This is a genomic window from Bowmanella yangjiangensis, from assembly GCF_018531185.1.
In the GTDB taxonomy this organism is placed as follows: Bacteria; Pseudomonadota; Gammaproteobacteria; order Enterobacterales; family Alteromonadaceae; genus Bowmanella; species Bowmanella yangjiangensis.
The window spans coordinates 824945-841832 of the sequence record NZ_JAHDJU010000003.1 but is presented as its reverse complement, the minus strand read 5'-3'; the positions used below and the strand labels follow the sequence as shown (position 1 = coordinate 841832).

At 50.1% G+C, this 16888-nt stretch carries 14 protein-coding genes; 4 read left to right on the top strand and 10 right to left on the bottom strand.

Annotated features, from left to right (window positions below):
- Positions 1-247: 247 nt before the first annotated feature.
- The gene (locus tag KJY73_RS19500; RefSeq protein ID WP_214345291.1) at positions 248-1333 is read left to right on the top strand and encodes an acyltransferase family protein; all 1086 of its coding nucleotides are present in this window, start codon (positions 248-250) and stop codon (positions 1331-1333) included.
- Between the two features lie 165 nt (positions 1334-1498).
- Positions 1499-3502 carry a winged helix-turn-helix domain-containing protein gene (locus tag KJY73_RS19495; protein ID WP_214345290.1) on the top strand — a complete coding sequence of 668 codons (2004 nt, stop codon included), beginning with the start codon at positions 1499-1501 and terminating at the stop codon, positions 3500-3502.
- On the opposite strand, the gene KJY73_RS19490 is transcribed toward KJY73_RS19495, so the two are convergent.
- Positions 3474-5540, bottom strand: a complete 2067-nt coding sequence (locus tag KJY73_RS19490; RefSeq protein ID WP_214345289.1) for a tRNA(Met) cytidine acetyltransferase TmcA — start codon at positions 5538-5540, stop codon at positions 3474-3476. The two genes, KJY73_RS19495 and KJY73_RS19490, sit on opposite strands and share 29 nt — an antisense overlap.
- A gap of 69 nt (positions 5541-5609) precedes the next feature.
- On the opposite strand from KJY73_RS19490, the gene KJY73_RS19485 reads away from it, so the two are divergent.
- A complete protein-coding gene (locus KJY73_RS19485; RefSeq protein ID WP_214345288.1) occupies positions 5610-6026 on the top strand; it encodes an acyl-CoA thioesterase in 417 nt (138 codons plus the stop codon).
- Here the strand turns inward: KJY73_RS19485 and KJY73_RS19480 are convergent.
- From KJY73_RS19480 to KJY73_RS19455, 6 genes are all read right to left on the bottom strand, one after another.
- Positions 6023-7552 (bottom strand): ATP-binding cassette domain-containing protein, encoded by a 1530-nt coding sequence (locus tag KJY73_RS19480; RefSeq protein ID WP_214345287.1) that lies wholly within the window; start codon positions 7550-7552, stop codon positions 6023-6025. The two genes, KJY73_RS19485 and KJY73_RS19480, sit on opposite strands and share 4 nt — an antisense overlap.
- Positions 7549-9147: an ATP-binding cassette domain-containing protein gene (locus tag KJY73_RS19475; RefSeq protein WP_214345286.1), complete on the bottom strand. Its 1599-nt coding sequence runs from the start codon at positions 9145-9147 to the stop codon at positions 7549-7551. The genes KJY73_RS19480 and KJY73_RS19475 overlap by 4 nt, the downstream gene beginning before the upstream one ends.
- Positions 9140-9244, bottom strand: coding sequence for a cytochrome bd-I oxidase subunit CydX (gene cydX, locus KJY73_RS19470; protein ID WP_102796560.1), 105 nt, complete (start codon positions 9242-9244; stop codon positions 9140-9142). Before cydX ends, KJY73_RS19475 begins: the two co-directional genes overlap by 8 nt.
- An 11-nt stretch (positions 9245-9255) precedes the next feature.
- A complete protein-coding gene (cydB, locus tag KJY73_RS19465; RefSeq protein ID WP_214345285.1) occupies positions 9256-10392 on the bottom strand; it encodes a cytochrome d ubiquinol oxidase subunit II in 1137 nt (378 codons plus the stop codon).
- Positions 10389-11960: a cytochrome ubiquinol oxidase subunit I gene (locus tag KJY73_RS19460; RefSeq protein ID WP_214345284.1), complete on the bottom strand. Its 1572-nt coding sequence runs from the start codon at positions 11958-11960 to the stop codon at positions 10389-10391. Before KJY73_RS19460 ends, cydB begins: the two co-directional genes overlap by 4 nt.
- A 241-nt stretch (positions 11961-12201) precedes the next feature.
- Entirely contained in the window at positions 12202-13476 is a 1275-nt protein-coding gene (locus KJY73_RS19455) for an NAD(P)/FAD-dependent oxidoreductase (RefSeq protein ID WP_214345283.1), read from the bottom strand.
- A gap of 196 nt (positions 13477-13672) precedes the next feature.
- Between KJY73_RS19455 and KJY73_RS19450 the strand changes: the two genes are divergently transcribed.
- A complete protein-coding gene (locus KJY73_RS19450; RefSeq protein ID WP_232848736.1) occupies positions 13673-14968 on the top strand; it encodes a sigma-54 interaction domain-containing protein in 1296 nt (431 codons plus the stop codon).
- An 8-nt stretch (positions 14969-14976) separates the two neighbouring features.
- On the opposite strand, the gene KJY73_RS19445 is transcribed toward KJY73_RS19450, so the two are convergent.
- The 3 genes from KJY73_RS19445 to KJY73_RS19435 all read right to left on the bottom strand — a co-directional run bounded on the left by KJY73_RS19445 (position 14977) and on the right by KJY73_RS19435 (position 16887).
- Positions 14977-15285 carry an ArsR/SmtB family transcription factor gene (locus KJY73_RS19445; RefSeq protein ID WP_232848735.1) on the bottom strand — a complete coding sequence of 103 codons (309 nt, stop codon included), beginning with the start codon at positions 15283-15285 and terminating at the stop codon, positions 14977-14979.
- 50 nt (positions 15286-15335) lie between these two features.
- Complete coding sequence (locus KJY73_RS19440; protein WP_188696665.1) at positions 15336-15554, bottom strand: YgaP family membrane protein; 219 nt, start codon at positions 15552-15554, stop codon at positions 15336-15338.
- A gap of 76 nt (positions 15555-15630) precedes the next feature.
- Positions 15631-16887: a hypothetical protein gene (locus KJY73_RS19435; protein ID WP_232848734.1), complete on the bottom strand. Its 1257-nt coding sequence runs from the start codon at positions 16885-16887 to the stop codon at positions 15631-15633.
- Position 16888 lies beyond the last annotated feature (1 nt).

The window sequence follows — 16888 nt, the reverse complement described above, 5'->3', positions numbered from 1 at the left end:
ACCTAACACCTAACACCTAACACCTAACACCTAACACCTAACACCTAACACCTAACACCTAACACCTAACACCTAACACCTAACACCTAACACCTAACACCTAACACCTAACACCTAACACCTAACACCTAACACTCGTAGATCTGATTTTTTCTGAAGGCCGATATCTTTCACTGGCTCACAAGGAAATATCCTGTAATGTCAGGCAGATATAAGTGGCTTGTTGATCCGGATGGGAGAGTAGTAAATGGATAAGCGACTCTATGAGATCGATCTCTATCGTTTTGTCGCCTCAGTGATGGTGTTGGTATTTCACTATACTTTTGTGGGGTATATGCTGGGCTACGCACCCGATATTCGCTTTGATAGCATAGGCGAGTACAGCCGCTATTTTTACCTGGGTATCAACTTCTTCTTTATTATCAGCGGTTTTGTGATCCTGATGAGTGCCAAAGATGGTGAACCAGGTAAGTTTTTTGTCTCTCGCTTTATCCGACTCTATCCAGCCTATTGGATTGGGGTGCTCCTAACAGGTAGCTGTATTTTATACTTCAATCAAAGCCAGTTTCAGGCATCGAGTGCTGAACTTGCCGCCAATGCCACTATGTTCCAGGCCGCTATAGGAATTAAACATATAGAATCTGCCTATTGGACCTTGTGGATAGAGATGCAGTTTTATCTGATTATGTTTGCCCTGGCTTGGTTCGGCTGGTTGCGTTTTATTCTGCCGTTGATTGGCGTGTCGCTGGTGTTGTGTACGGTTTCCCTTTTCACCAGTTGGGGGCAAGAATTCGATCTCTGGACTAACGCTTTTCCTCATTGGTGGGGATACTTCGCGACAGGTTGCCTGCTCTATCTCATTCACAGAGATGGGTTGAGTCTATTGAAGTCATTCATGTTAGTGCTGGCGTTAGTTTTTGTAGTCTGTCAAAACTGGCTATTTACCAGCATGATGGAAGGTTGGTATGGCACAGCGTTCAATGAATTTATTATCCTTGGGCTGAATCTATTCTTTCTTAGTCTGATGTTATTCAGCGCGCTGGCAAATAAGCATCCATTAAGAAAAGTCCGGTTTGTCGCTTGGGGCGCCTTAACCTATCCCCTGTATCTGATTCATCAAAACATAGGCTATATGTTGTTTAACGCCTATGGTCAGCATATAAACAAGTACCTGATGTTGTTTGCAGCGGCGTTACTGATGCTGGTATCCGCTTACGCTATTCACCGCTTTGTGGAACGTCCATTAGCCCCTTGGCTTAAGAAGCACTTAACGGCTTGGCTACAGAGAAGAAAAAGCAGGGAGAGCCCAGCCAAAGAAGCTTTGGAGTCGTAAAGACACCAAACATGCACTTTGATAAGACGGCATTCAATCTAATCTCAATGAGGCGATCATCTCTGACTTTTATCTGAATTATCTTGGTCAGGGTGTTACGCATGTTGACTTTGTCTGATGGAAAAGTATGTTGCGCATCTACAGGTGTTAAAAGGTTCCTCGGCTGTGGAAAGGCAAGTATTCAGCATGGACGGTTTGGATGTCGAGAACTGGCAATTTGCTCAGTTTCAGTTTATCTGCGGTCAGGATCTCTTGGTAGATACCCAAAGCGGTGAGCAACACAAGCTTGAGCCTCAGGTCAGTCGTTTGTTGCTGTTGTTCTGTCAGTCGCAAGGGCATTTGCTGACCCGTGAAGCGCTGGAAAAGTCACTTTGGCCTAGCACTATCGTTGACAACAACAGCCTTTATCAGTTGCTTACCAAGCTGAGGCGCTTGCTTAATGACTCGCCTCGTCAGCCCGTCTTTATAAAAACTATCCCCAAGCGGGGGTATCGTTTTTTGCCCAATGCAACCCTGATGGGTGCAAGGGTTGCGCCTGTTATTACTGCGCTGCCCAGATCTTCTTCCTTCTCCTGGGCCAAATGGCTGGGCTGGGGCGCCGTCAGTGTGGCTGGGTTCGCAGCTGTAGCAAGTTTAGGCAGCAGGTATGACGCGCCACCTCCTGTACAGTATGAATTGACGGATGTCAGCTATGCACTTGGATTGGAAGCTGAAGTCAGTGCCCATCGAAGCCAGGATTTAATTGCCTATGTGAAGGATATTAACCAACTTCAGGTAACCGACAAGAGTGGCAATTTGCTGCAAAGTCGGCAAGTGGATACCCGGATTAGTCTTCCCCAGTGGCATCCAGAGCGCTCGCTACTGGCATACTGGCAATATCAACAAGGTCAGTGTTTGCTGAATTTATCAGACGATAAATTGGACAGTATTCATGTTAGTCGTCCCTTACCTTGTACTTATGCAAAGCGTCCGGTCTGGAATAGCCAGGACGAACTGGTGGTGATCTTAAAACGAAACCACCAGAACTTACCTTATTTGTATCGGGTTAGTACAGGTCAGCTTATTCTCCTGCCATTGCATCTAGAGGCAGATGAAACGATACGGGGGGCAGTTCGGGCCTGGAATGACGAGATCTTTTACCTGATCAACCGATTAGGTCAGGGCAGCCGCTTAGTATCGCTCGCGGGTAAGACCATGATGGAATGGGAGCATCCGGTGTGGTTGTTATCCTATAATCCTAAACGCGAGACCCTGATAATTAACCATCCTAGCCAGATGGGTGGGGTGCTTGAGCAAGCCCTAGGCCATGAGCCGGTTGTCGTGGCCAATACGGCGCAGGGCGTGTTTACCTCTGTGTCCGCCGACCAGCATGGCCAGTTGTTTGTGGCCAGTGAGTCCTGGCAGGTAAATATTCGCAACAAGTTGAATATGCCATTGTTTTCTTCTTCATCCATCGATTATCTGCCAGCCACTAACCCATTGGGAGAAACGGCCTTTATGTCAAGGCGCAGTGGTGTGTGTGAGGTTTATTTACAGGCAGGCAGCAAGCTGACGAGGTTGTCCCAGTATAGCGGTAATGCTTATGCTGATTTTTTGCAGTGGAGCCCGGACAATAGTGCGTTATTGTCTAACCGGGATAAGCAAATTGTCTTATATGGTCGTCAGGGAGAAATTGCTGAGTTCAACGCAAAGCTTAGTGGTCCCTTGTTAAGTCTGGGCTGGGTGGATGAAGATCGGCTTTTTGCGTTCGATGGTAACAACCTGAGTTTGTACAATCGGCAAGGGGTTATCCTGCAACAATGGGCGATTGAGGCACTGACTGTGCATTACGACTGGCATGAAAAACGCTGGTTAGTATTTACACCGAGTGCACTGCAAAGCAAAAAATCTTTAGATGAGGCTGGCGAACAGATAGCAGGGTTGGATGGCCAGCATACCAATCAGTTAATCAATATTAAGCTGGTTAACGGTCGTCTTTACTGGCAATCAAAATGGGACAATGGGATCCAGATCTGGCAGTTAGCGTTAAATGAGCAAAGCGCCCCTTCGTTAATAACCTCAGGGCACTTTATCTGGCATTTTGATGTTGATCCAACCGGCGAACTGATGGTGGCGGCCAGGGAGAGGGTCGAGGGCGATATTAAAGTGCTTCGTCCAGTGCCACAATAACCCAGTCTCTTAGTTGCTCAGATAATTGACGTTTACCAGCCACATTATATTCGGCACAAATCGATGCGATACTCCATCCTTGCAACACATAGCGACAAGCGAGCTCTGCGCCAGGATGCACTTTGCATTTGGGTTGGCTAAGCAGTTTTCGCATGGCCAAGTGCAAGTTTTCAAGTGGTTGTGTGCCTGATGAAAAGGCTATCAACAAGCGACGATCATTGTGGCCAAGTATTTGTGGCTGACAAAGTATGCCGAATAGTTGTAAGAGCAAGGGAGCATGCAGCTGCGCAAAGGTACTGGGCAATAGATATTGAAATTCCTGACTGAAGTACGAGGTTAATTGTTGCTGGGCCTGTTTGGCCGGCTCGCTTAACGCTTGCAGCATCAGCAAGCTGTGTTCGCCACTGGCGGCATCTTGCTTGTGGCCAAGGCGGACGGGCATGAACCCGGCCTTTTGCCAGAATCTCAGTAGCTCATTAGATAATCCATAGCTGGTTCCCAAAGCATCAATGCCATTGGTCTTAGCCGCTGTTGCAAGCTCGTTTAACATCCACAGCCCTAAACCTTGCCGGCGCGAATTAGCCTGTAAGGCTATCCGCACAATGCGCCAGTAACTAAGGGCTGCCAGCGCCGGTTCGCCCAGGTAAGCACTGAGATTTTGTGCCAATAAATGGCCCTGAACCCGCCGTTGGCCTAGGCTGATGGCATCGACCAGAGAAGAGAGTGGGGAGCCGCCCTCAACCATGACCAGCATGGCTCCGAGCAATTGCCCCTGCTTTTGCAGGGAATAGATGTGCATATCCGGCGCATCCAGCATGCGCTGCAAATCGTCCGGGCTGGTTTGATAATGCGCATTGACCAATAATTCAAATATCTGATGTAGCAATACTGGGTTTGCCGCCAGTTGCGCTTTGCTATGTTGTTGCAAACACAAAGGCTGATCAGACATTGATGGGCGTGCAGGGGCATCCTGCATAAGCAAGGTATCAAACCAGAATTGTTCCAGCGGGTCGTCCTGATACCAGCGCAATGGTTCACTGATATGCAGGCTTTGCCACTGTGGACGATGCGCCTCTAAATAAGGTTTAAAGCGAATTTCAAAGCCGCGTCCACTGCCTTCATAGCCATGCACGGTGGAAGAAAACACCACGCGGCTGTATTGGTTCAGCAAGCTTTTCAACAGCGGTGCAGGGATAGCTGCGGCTTCATCGACTAGCAGCAAATCAGTGCGTGGTTTCTCCCGTATCAGCACATCCACCGGCACAAACTTCAGACATCCTTGTTGTGCCTTGAGATAACCTTTCTCCCGCTGTACATCGGTTAATTGTTGTTGGGCGTGGTTGAAGGCTTGGTCTGTGGCGTCCAAATGCGGCGCAGTGATTAGGATCTGTTTGTCTTGTGCCATCAACTGGGCGGCGGCAATGCCAAGCGCCGAGGTTTTTCCGCGGCCCCGGTCTGCGGTAAGCACCAATGGCCGGTGCCGGTGTCCGCTTGCCACCTTATGGATGGCCTGCACTGCCATGGCTTGTTCATGACTGGCATAAGGCGTGGGAACATCCTTAGGCCGAGTTAATACCGGCATATTCTCGCCACGAAAGCTTTGTTGGTTATATATCACCACACCAGAGGCGCTTTGCAGTTTCTCTAACAGCCATTGATTGAAAACGCCGGTACATTTTTCAGTGCCGAAGGACTGTTTGCCTGGTAACGATGGCAGGTCTTGTTGCCAATGCTCGATGGGGGGGGCTAAAAGCACCATCAATCCGCCGCGACGCACTGTGCCAGAGAGGGCCACTAATGCGTTGGCACTGACGCCAGAGCGCAAATCATAGACTAAACAATCCCACTCCCTGCCGAGCTGCTGTCGGTATGCCTTGCAAGGGACTTGCTCCTCACTAATCCATAGCGTCTCACTGCCGTGGGTTAGTGTTTGTGCCTGCTGGCAAACCCAGTCTGGTGTCCCCTGAATCAGCAGTAGCTGACGGTGGAATTGTCCTTGCTGGCGCTCATTTAGCCAGGATTGAAAAGCGTTTTGCACGACGGCCTTATGCTCAGATAACTGGTATACTTAGCCACTAGTTTATCCTATAGCTGTAGAGGAATTCGAATGCGCTTTTTATCTCGTCGTCTGGTTATGCCTAATGATCTTAACTATGCCAATGCTCTGTTTGGTGGCCGTGCGTTGGAATGGATTGATGAAGAGGCGGCGATTTATGCCATTTGTCAGTTGGAAAGCAATCATCTGGTGACCAAACACATTGGCGAAATCAGCTTTGAGTCTCCCGCGCTGCAAGGCGACGTAGTGGAATTTGGTCTGGCGACCAAAAAAGTCGGTCGCACCTCTATCACGGTTTCCTGCCTGGTGCGTAACAAAGCCACCAAGAAGACCATCTGCTTTGCCGATGATATTGTCTTCGTGCGGGTTGACCCCGATACTCGCTTGCCGGTTCCCCATGGTAAAACCATGGAAGAGCTGGAAGCGCAAACCAATCAGGAACTGAAAAGTCTGAATATGTTGGCCTAGCCCACCTGATGCGTTGCACCGGTATTAACTTCAGCGAGCTTATCAATATCCAGTTTATGGCTGATATTGAGATTGCTTGGGCGTAAGTGGCTAGCCAGGATAACGATTCTGTCCGTTGCTGCCAGGTTGATACTGTCGGCCATCAGCTTCTGCTGATGGCTGTCCAATCCCTCAAAAGGTTCATCCAGACACCAAAGCGGTGCATCGCTTAGCCAGGCTCTGGCCAGATTCAGACGTTTCAACTCGCCGCCGCTTAATCTACGTCCCGTGTCTCCTAACCACTCATCCAAAGCCCGCTCCAGGTGACTTAAGTTAGCTTTTTGTAATGCGTCACGTAATGCCGTATCTGTCGCGTCTGGTCTGGCAATCTGTAGATTGTCCCTGAGGCTACCTGCCAAGCAAGTCGGCTGTTGCTCGGCAAAATACCAGCTATCAACCAAGCCCTGGCTAAGTACCTGGTTATTGACCACACGTTCTCCCTGATAGGGAATAAACCCATATATGGCTTGCAGTAAACTGGTTTTTCCTGAGCCGGAACTACCTTGCAGCAGCAATAACTGGCCTTGTTTCATACTCAGGCTTACTGGTGGTAGTGGCCGGTTGTCCACTTTCAAGCGGCGGATATGCAGTTCTGTCAGCGGTATATCTAAGACCTGGCGCGTCAGCTTATGGATGGCGAGGTTAGCTAACTGTGACTTTCCATTCAGGCAATCCGCCAGGACGGGTTGAGAGCGTAAGGGGCTTGCTAACCAGTCCCGTGCGCTTAACAGCAGCATAATAGGGATGAGTATGGTGGCCTGGCCAAACAGCGCTTGGGGTACTTGTAGCAGTATGGTGGTGAGTAGAACCAGACTTAACAGATGTAAACGCCTTACGGCATTATCGCCCCGGGCCTGAACGGTCTGCTGTGCCTGCCACATTGCCGATGCATCTGCTAGCGCAAGGTTAGTTTGTAAATGCCATAAAGAACAACTCGTTAGCTGGCCATTGCTGTACTGCCTGAATGCTTGCTTTTGTTTTAATAGTTCCTCACTGTCGCGCAGCGCCTTTATGCATACCCAGCCAAAACTCAGCGCTCCGCCGATAAGTAACGCCCAGCCATACACTGCCATTGTGGGGAGGAGCCACAGCAGAGTGAGCTGACTAATCAGCATCATCAAGATCACACCGGCATGTTGTCCTATCCAGGCAACCCACAACGCTGCCACGGCTTCGGTATGCTGAACCAAGGCTTCGGTACTGGCATCTTGTTGCGGTAAACGACTGTCCTGCAGACGTTGGAATAAAGCTAAGCGTGTAACAGCCAGTCGGGTTAGGAGTTGTTTATGGCCAAGCCACATTTGGCCGTAGCCTGAGGCAATGCGGATCAACGCCAGTGCGCGGATAACCACTGCAGGTAACATGTAGTTAAAGCCGGGCGCCGCGATGGCACAGGCGGCGATAAACCAACTGGAGAAAATCAGTAAGATAAGGCCGGCAGAGACATGGACGGCCGCCAACAGCGTGGCCAGCAGGTTAGATTTCATCGGCTGACCACCTCGAGGTTATCCGTCTGCCAATGACGATTAAACCATGCTTCTGGCAAGGGTTTATGAGATGCCCACACCAGTGTGCGTTCGGCCAGTTGTTGCCTGAGCAGCAGGCAGAGTCGCTGATGTTGCTCGTCGGTCAGGTGGGCGGTGGGTTCATCCAATAAAACCAGTGAGGCGTCAGACAATAAAACCCGTGCTAAAGCGACGCGCTGAGCCTGGCCCCCGGATAATGGCGGGTGTTCCCCCATCAGTGTCTCCAGGCCCTGGGGGAGATTGCTGGCCCAATCATGCAGCTCAACTTGCGAGAGGATGTCCCAAAGCTTCTGGTCGTTGTGCGCATGCCCCAGGCACAGATTATCGCGCAGACTCTGCGGGGTAATAATAGCCTGTTGGGTTAACAATACTGCTTGCCCCTGCATTTTGTGGCTGCATGGCCGCTGTCCAAGTAAACATTCCAGCAACAGGGTTTTTCCACTACCTGAGGGACCTGAGAGTTGCACCCAATCTTTGCGGTGTAAGACCAGTCTTTTAGCATGTAGCCGAGGATGCTCCGATTGCACCGATAGCCAGTCCAGCCCCGTAAAATATCCCTGTGGAGAAGGGGGCAGCGGCATGTCTAAAATGGGTTTTAGTTCGGCGGCGCCGGCTTCGGCGGCGGCCTTTTGATGATAAAGACGGCCCAGCGTTTTCAGTTCACTGAAGCAAAGGGGAGCGACGAGTAATATAAACAGCCCTTGTTGCAGGCTCAGCACCGGACCAATTTGCACTTCGCCTAATAGATTGAAACCCACAAACACCGCCACCAAAGCCACGGCTAGGGTGGCAAAAAAATCCAGTACGCTGGAAGATAAAAACGCCAGGCTAACCACGTTCATGGTGCGCTGGTTTAAATCATCGCTGGCGTTTTTCAGCAGTTGTTGTTGGCTGGTATGTGCCTGATGCACCAGGAGCAGGTCGGCAGCTTTTAGACGGTCGGCAAATAAGCTGCCTAAGCGTGTCAGTGCAGCGAAATGTCGGCGATGCCGAGCCGCAGCGCCACTACCTACCAGATACATAAATAAAGGAACGACAGGTAAGGTAACGAACATTAGCAGGGCTATCAGCCAACTTGTTGGCCACAGGCACACAAGGGCCAGTAAAGGGGCTAAAACCGCCAGTTGCTTTTGCACTTGATAACGGGTGAGAAAATCTGCCGTGGCAGGAATATGCAGCGACCATAATTGCTGCCAGTAAAAATTAGGCTTTTGACGCACTAAGGCCAGTTGTCCTCGCAGGAGTTGCGTATGCAACTGCGCTTGTAAACGCTGGCATAGCTGTAAGTGTGTGCGTTGGGTAAGTTGCTGTTTCAGATAATCGAACACTAGCCATAAGGCGGCCGTCAGTACTACGCCCTGCATTGTAGTGGAGGCTGGCGGCTGTTGATTGACGATGAGATCGTCAACCGCAAGGCTAACAAACCAAAATAAACCGAGCTGGCAGGTGAAACCGGCCAAACCCAGAAGTGTCAGTAGATGCAGGGCGCCGCGCGAGGCGGCCCCCTGCTGATAAAGCCACTTCGACAAGCTGAGTCCGGCGGTATGCTCAGTCATTTCTGTCCATGTCTTCGGTGGACTCCAGCCACATGGCATTGATAATGCCAAAGGCACAGGCCAGCAATACGCCAAGTATCCAAGTGAAATACCACATATCAGGTCCTCCTAGTAAATCGCATGACTTTGGTTAAGTTCGGATTGCTTGATGCGCCCACGCATTACCCAGAAACCGTAGGCGGTATATGCCAATACTATTGGTACGAAAATGCAGGCAACCGCAAACATAATCTTCAGGGTCAGCAGACTGGATGTAGCGTCCCACATGGTTAGACTGGCATTAGGCATAGTGGAACTTGGCATCAAAAACGGGAACATGGAGAAACCCGCAGTAAGGATAATGCCGGTCATGCAAAGTGCACTGCTGACAAAAGCCCAGCCACCGCGCTTTTTCAGCGAGAACAAGGCACATGCCAGACCGGCTGCAATACCTAACAGCGGTGCGGCTATCATCCAGGGGTAATGAGCATAATTACTTAGCCAGGCACCACTTTGCTGTTCAACGGTTTTAGTTAATGGGTTAGAAGTGGCGTAAGGGTCAATGGCTGAGGTCACCACAAATCCGTCTACTCCATATGCAATCCAGATTCCAGCCAGAATAAACAGCACAACTGACGCAACTGACAACACGACTGAGACAGCTCGAGCGCGCGCCAGTAACTGGTCGGTAGTCTTTAACTGCAACCAGGTGGCACCATGGTTGAGCAACATGGCTACAGACACCAGACCACAGAGGATTGCAAAGGGGCTTAGCAGACCAAAGAAACTGCCGCTGTAAGTCGCGCGCAGGTTGTTGTCCAGCTCAAAGGGGACGCCTAGCAACAGATTCCCGAACGCCACGCCGAATATCAGTGCGGGAATAAGGCCGCCGGCAAACAAGGCCCAGTCCCAGGCTTTTCGCCAGGTTGTGTTGGGCAGTTTACTGCGGTAATCAAAACCAATGGGGCGCATCCATAAGGCGATCAGCGTTAAGGCCAGGGCCAGATAGAAGCCTGAAAAGGCGGTAGCATAAATCATCGGCCAGGCTGCAAAAATGGCGCCGCCGGCAGTAATAAACCAGACCTGATTGCCATCCCAATGTGGGCCAATGGTATTGATCATTACGCGTCTGTCCTGGTCGGTTTTTCCTACCAGGGTCAACAGTGCACCAACACCTAAGTCAAAGCCGTCGGTGATGGCGAAGCCAATTAGTAGTACGCCGACCAGCACCCACCAGATAACACGTAGTACTTCATAATCGATCATGCTTGTGCTCCTTTGATGCCGAGGTTTAATTTATCCTGCTCAGCTTGCTGGGCCAGAGCGCTTGGGCCTTGCTTGGCAAACTTTTGCATCAGGTAGAAACCAATAATAAACATCACCAGGTAGAAACTGCTGTATGCCACCAAGGTGATAATGACGTCGCTGACAGACAAGTTAGATACCGAAGCATGAACGGGCAGTACTTCAGCGATGGACCAGGGCTGGCGACCAAACTCTGCGACAAACCAACCCGCTTCGCAGGCAATCCAGGGCAAAGGTAAGCTGAAAAGCGAGGCCTTAAGTAACCAACGAGGCTTGGTGATCTGGTGCTTGGTGCTGTACCAGAAGGCTGCGCAAAACAAAGCCAGCATTAAAAAGCCGCACGCAACCATCAAACGGAAACTCCAGAACAGCGGGGCTACTGGCGGAATGCTGTAGTCAACCGCCCTTTGTATGGCTTCTTCGCTGGGATTGGCCACATCTTTGGTGAATGGCTCTAGCAGCATGGCATACCCGAGATTGGCTTTGTTTTGTTCAAAGATGGCCAACTCAGCCTTGCTCGCTTGTCCAGCTTTGACTTTCTCCAGCAGACCATAAGCTTTGGTGCCAGCAACGATCTTGTGTCTGTGCTCTTCCTTAAGCTCTCGGAGCCCCATCACTTCTTCATCCAATGACCGGGTGGCAATTAGTCCCATCAACCAGGGGATTTTTACCGCGTACTCGGTTTTCTCCAATTCGTCATTGGGAATACCAAACAGGGTAAATGAGGCTGGAGCGGGTTGGGTTTCATATTCTGCTTCAACAGCGGCCAGTTTAACTTTTTGCACATCGCCCAATTCATAACCGCTCTCATCCCCCAGTACAATGACTGACAATATTGAAGCCAAGCCAAAACTGGCAGCGATGGCGAATGAGCGTCGGGCAAAGGCAATCTCGCGACCCTTAAGCAGGTAGTAGCTGGAAATGGCCAGGATAAACATAGCGCCAGTTACATAACCGGCGGACACAGTGTGTACAAACTTTACCTGCGCAACGGGATTAAAGATAACCTCGGCAAAGCTGGTCATTTCCATACGCATAGATTCAATGTTGAATTCAGCGCCCACCGGGTATTGCATCCAGCCATTGGCGATCAGGATCCACAAGGCAGAGAAATTGGAACCAAGCGCAACCAACCAGGTGGTGGTTAAGTGCTTGACCTTGGACATTTTGTCCCAACCAAAGAAAAACAACCCTACAAAGGTGGATTCCAGAAAGAACGCCATTAAGCCTTCAATGGCTAGCGGTGCGCCAAAAATATCCCCTACATAGTGTGAGTAGTAGGCCCAGTTCATGCCAAACTGGAATTCCATGGTCAAACCGGTTGCCACACCCAGAGCGAAGTTAATGCCAAATAGCTTGCCCCAGAACTTGGTCATCTGTTTGTAAATCTCCTTGCCTGTCATCACATAAACTGACTCCATAATGGCAAGCAAAAAGCTTAACCCCAGTGTCAGTGGCACGAAGATAAAGTGGAACATGGCCGTTAGGGCAAATTGCCAACGGGATAGTTCGATGAGTGTCTCATTCATAGCCGAACCCTCATAGCTGCACTCCTTGTGAAGGTGTTAATTGATTTTTGGGAAATGACTCTCTCATTGTGGGTATCAGCAAGTTTTGAACCATATCGCTAACTAGGTAGCAAATTGCTGTGAGAGCGTCTTGTTTTGGCGGGTGATGGTCGGGGCGGCGGTGAGTAGAGATTCGAAAGAAAAGCGCGTAACTGACAAATTTGTCAGTTACGCGCTAGGATCTAATGAACAAAACGTATGTTCAGGGTTCCAAGCGCTCAATGCCCAGTGCTTTCAGTACATACTTTTCATAAATTGGCTCACTGGTACCGGTTTTCATCTTACGCATAAAGTATTTTTCAAAGGCAATCTTGGCTAAATGCACCCACTTACCTTTTTTAAACCAGGTTACATTGCGAGGCGGTATTTGCGGCATGGCCACAAAAGCGGCTCCGGTATCCCCCATGTCCGCGAGGCAGATGGCGTGCCAGGTGCCTTTATAGTGCGGGGGATGGTTGTCTACTACTATGGCTTTTAGGTTGTGTGCGATGGCTGTCATCATGGTCTCAATCATATAACCGGTTTTGGGTGTACCGGTGGGCACAGGTGTAGATTCTACCGGCGGAATAGCCACGCACACACCGCCTGAGAAAATATTTGGGTACTTGGGACTGCGTTGGAACTCATCGGTGATAACAAAGCCTTTGGGATTACACAATCCCTCAACGTCAGCCACAGCTTTAACACCAGAGAAAGGGGGGATAAGCATGGCGTGCTGGAAAGGCAGTTGATGGCTAATATCCAATTCGCCCTTGCGGTTGAGTTCACTGACCTGCATTTGCCCGTCACTCACCTCATCAACCTGGGCATTGCAGATCCACTTAATGTCTCGCTGGCGTAACTCCGACTCCAATAAAGACTTGGAATCGCCAACGCCGCCTAAGCCTAGATGGCCAATATAAGGCTCACTGGTGACATATGTTATGGGCACCTTATGCCTGACTTTGGCATCACGCAACGCCTTGTCCAGAATAAAGGCATATTCATAGGCAGGACCAAAACAACTGGCTCCCTGAAATGCGCCTACAACTGCAGGGCCTGGTGTGGCGATCAATTTCTCGACATCCTTGTGACAGTTGATTGCGTGATCTAAGGTGCATATTGACTGGGTAAAATGTGCAGGGCCGGCCCCCGGAATGCTTTCAAAAGCCAGCTTAGGGCCAGTGGCAATCACCAGATAATCATAGTCGATGAGTTCGCCGTCGCGGCCTATCAGTTGCTGCTGCTCAGGATCAATTCTCTCTATACTGGCACAGACAAAATCAATGTGTTTTTTATTCAGATATTTTTCTATGGGGAAAGTGATGGCATTGGGCTCTCGCCACCCCACCGCCACCCAGGGATTGGAAGGGACAAAACGAAACACCGGATATTCATTTACTACCACGACCTGATGTTCGGCTCCCAGAGCCTGTTTAATCTCATAGGCCGCGGGCATGCCTCCGGTTCCTGCACCTAGTACTACTACTTTTGCCATTTTCTGCCTCTTTTTGCTGTGCATTAACTTGTGTAAATAAATTGTTAGCAAAAGGTTTGCCAGGTGTGTTTATTTCTTGCGCAGCCCTAAAAATAAGGGCTTCACACAACTGTGCAATTGGCAGCAGAAGATTCACTAGGCTCTTTTTGTCAAATGTGGCAGTATTTTCTCAGTCTTTCTGACAAAAGTGGCAATTATGAACTTGTCTGTTATCCAATCCATGATTGATGCGCTGGAGAAGCCTGCAATTTTTATTCGCCCGGATTATTCCATCCAGGCGGTAAATCGTGCCTATCTGGATACCTACAAACAACCGGTGAAGCTCGGACGCAGTCGCTGCCATGAAATATCTCATCACGCCGCAGAACCTTGTGATCGGCACGGCGAAGAGTGCCCGCTGCTTTATTGCCAGCAGCATGGCCGCAGCACCAGCGTGGTACATGTTCACCACACTCAGACAGGCCTACAGCACTGCGACATTCTTATGCGCCCGGTTCGTGATGAAGATGGCATGACCCTTGGATATCTGGAAATTTTAAACAAGGTAACGTTCGCAGCAGCAGGGACAGATGTGAATAAGATGGTTGGTGTGTCAGCCCCTTTTAATCGAATGCTGAATCTGCTCAATAGGGCGGCGTCGGCTGATATTAGTGTGTTGTTACAGGGGGAAACTGGCACCGGCAAAGAGCTGGCGGCCAGGGCGGTACACGATGCTAGTCTTCGACACGACAAACCCTTTGTGATAATTGAATGCACCGGACTGAGTGAAGCGCTGTTTGAAAGCGAACTTTTTGGTCATGAGAAGGGAGCCTTTACTGGTGCCTCTCAGGCTAAAAAAGGTTTAGTCGAGCTAGCTAATGGCGGCACATTATTTTTTGACGAGATTGGTGACGTACCCTTAAATATGCAGGTGAAGTTGCTGCGTCTTCTTGAGACCCGCAGTTTCAGAGCGGTGGGTGGATTGCACCCGAAGCGCAGTGACTTTCGCCTGGTCTGCGCCTCACATAAAGATTTACTGGCTATGGTGGAGGCTGGAGAGTTCCGGCAGGATCTTTACTACCGAATAGCCGGTTTCCCTATTCAGCTTCCGGCACTGCGTGAGCGACCTGTCGACATTCCCTTGCTGGTGGAACAATTTTTATTGGCATCAACTGAAGGTAAACACTTTTCTAATGCTGCTATGCAGAAGCTATGCACCTACAGCTATCCAGGTAATATACGCGAGCTTAAAAGCATTGTTGAGCAGGCCAGTCTGATTGCCAATGATAGTCAAATTCAAATTGAAGACCTACCGCAAGTGCTACAGAATCATAGTCAGGAGCAAGGGGCGTCGGGTCATGAGATCCGCAGTTTAGAAGCGCTCGAAGGTGATTACCTGGCACAACTTTGCCAGACGTTCCCCGGAAGCTTTGAGGCGCTGGCTGATGCTCTGGGGGTCAGTGACAGGACCCTATATCGAAAGCTGCACAAGTTCGGTTTACGCTTTCGCTAATGCGCAGATCAGGCTGGTAATTCCGGGCAGAACTTATCTTTGAGCAGTTGCATAAAACGTAAGGTATCGGGATCCTTAATACTGTAAAAGATGGTTTGCGCTTCTTTTCGGCATTGCACCAAACCTTGCTCCCGCAGGACCGCCAGGTGCTGGGAAAAAGCTGAGGCACTGAGGCTGAAAGTTTTATGTAATTCGCCAACGTTTAACTCACCGGTGGCGAGCCGACATAAGATCTGCAACCGATGCTCATTGCCCAGAGAGCGAAGGAAAGCTGCTGCCTTACTTGCTTCATCTTGATGCATTTCAATGTTGGTCATGGATACCCCTTTAAAACAAAATGCGGCACTTGCAGGTGCCGCACAATAGATTATTTACCAGCCCTGGCCAGTTCTGCTTCGGTTTTAAAACCGAATACTTTACGCAGTACTATGGTTGCCGGACAAAAACCGGTAAAAGACTGCTGAAATAAGTTGGCACCGATAAACACGGTAAACCAGACAAAGTTGGGATGTACCCAGACCGTCAGGGCCACGGATAATAACACCATAAAGCCAGCAAAGGCAGTCAGGGCTCGCTCAGCACTCATATTACGTCTCCTCATATTGAGCTAGCAGTGGTTGTCTATCAGTTGCCGATGCACTGCTACATGGCAACTGCTTTACTCAGAAACCGTACCTGACTCGCAGCCAGGCATTATTGTTGTCTTTAAACTGGCCAAAGAAGGTATGTTGCGTGTCGGCGAAAAACAGATTCAATCCCGCCGCCCAGGACCAGTTGTCATCCAGTCTATGATTCAAGCTGGGGCGCAGATAACCGTCCTGATCCGTCGGGGAATAAAAGCTGAACAGAGACAGGGTTAGGTCATCCGCAGCATTACGCCAGGTCAGCCGATTGGTCAGAACCAGGCGGTTCTGCTCTTTTTCCCATTGTGGAAAAGGTGAATGAGCGAGTAAGGCGCTATGGTCCAAAGTGTGTTCCAGATAAAACTGAAAGCCGCCGGTTAAGCGAGTGACCAACTCCTGCTCATAGCCTAGTAACACGCGCCACTGGCTGTTTGGCACTGTGGGGTTGCTGCCATCCTGGTCCTGGCGGCTGTCGTGGTAGGCCAATTCCGCGTTGAATAGACCCGCCCCCAGAGTTTGGCGAATGGATGCGCCTACTACCCGCAGGCGACTGAAAGTAGGGATGCCTTCAGGGCTCAGGCTTTCTGGACTTTTGCTATAGCCATCATAGGCATAGAAAGCCATCTCGCGACCATCTAAATTTTTAAACAGCCGTAAGGCCCATTCGTCAGAGCTGGGTGTGAGGGCATCAAAGCCAGGGGCGATGATGCCGCCTGCCCAAGGGTTAAAGAACGAAAAGTAGTCGCCGTTGATATAGTTGTCCGGGTCAAACTTTGGGGTCCACACCAAGTCAACATTAGCCAGATCAAAATAGCCCGATACCTTTACCGCGTCCGACGGGGCTTTGAGGTATTCATCATGGCGTCCGGCAAAGAAAGACTGCCAGTCTTTAGGAAATAGATCGTTTAGAAACAGATAGTCACCGGTTCCCCAGGTAAGAATCTGCCGTCCCGCTTTGACATCCAGATGCTGGCCTAAGCTAAAGCCTGCCGATAACTCGCGAAACTGACCACGCCATTGTTGTTGCACACCGTCATACCAGCCGTCTGCCTTAGCCGTTACAGAAACTTGCTGCCATTGGCTGCTTTTTTCCAGTCTGAGCCGGGCATCGGCCAGGCTCACCCGCGGATTCCATTGGCTGGAAGTCAGCCTGCTGCCAAGCGCCAATTCGGCAAAGCCTTGTACCGGCAGGGTGGTGCTTTCCTCCTGCCAGTCCACATCCCAGTCGTCTTCTGGCGGCTCTTGTGCCGCCACGCTGAGACTGACCATCAGGGTAAGTAGCGATATACGCGTCATA